The 832-nt window shown below is 48.4% G+C and carries 1 protein-coding gene; it reads right to left on the reverse strand.

Annotation, left to right across the window (positions count from 1 at the left end):
- Positions 1 to 832: LacI family DNA-binding transcriptional regulator (locus tag AB4486_RS26510; protein ID WP_372119745.1), on the reverse strand; the 832-nt coding region annotated here is incomplete at both ends.

Here is an 832-nt window from a genome sequence, read left to right on the forward strand (position 1 = left end):
TAGCAGCTTGGCTCCATTTTCTCCCGCTTTATCAAACGCATAGTTAAACGTAGAAAGCGTTGGCGTACATACTGAAGCGAGCTCATCGTCACCCACACCCAACACCAATATATCCTTTCCTGGAACGAGCCCCGCTTCCTGAATCGCTCTGATCGCACCGATTGCAATACGGTCAGTGGCACAGAACAGGCCGTCGAGCTTGGTGTGTTCCTTGAGATACTGTTTCGCCAGCTTGTAGCCAGAATCGATGGTAAAGTCGCCACGGGCGTGAAACTGCAGTGTGAGATCGTTGAATTGAAGTGATTGAGCAAAGCCTTCCGATCTCATCTTATCAACCGCAATATCATCGCCTTGTACGCCAATGAACCCCATGTATTTACAACCCTTCGAGATAAGGCGGTTGCCTGCTTCAAACCCTACACGAGTATCGTCGTGCACAATGCTTGGGATGTTAAACATCGAACCGTCTTGACCAACCAATACCACGGGCACGGCAGAGCTTTGAATCGCTTTGACCAATTGGTTGTCGAGGTGGGTCGCGTACAGGATGATGCCTTCAACACGCTTCTGGTTAAATATCTGAATATATTCAAGTTCTTTGTGGTGTGTTTGGTGCGTGCTCGCTAATAAAACATGCTTGCCCGCTTGCTCTAATACCGCGGTTAAACCGTCGACGCCTTGAGAGGTAGCATGGGAAGAAACCCTAGGAACAATCACGCCAACCAGGTTGGTTTTCTGAGATTTTAGATCTTTAGCGACTTGGTTTGGGAGATAGCCACACTCTTCAACCGCTTTGCGAACTTTAATCTTGGTCGCGTCTTTTACGCCATAC

Source organism: Vibrio sp. 10N.222.55.C6 (genome assembly GCF_041473395.1).
Taxonomy (GTDB): Bacteria; Pseudomonadota; Gammaproteobacteria; order Enterobacterales; family Vibrionaceae; genus Vibrio; species Vibrio crassostreae_C.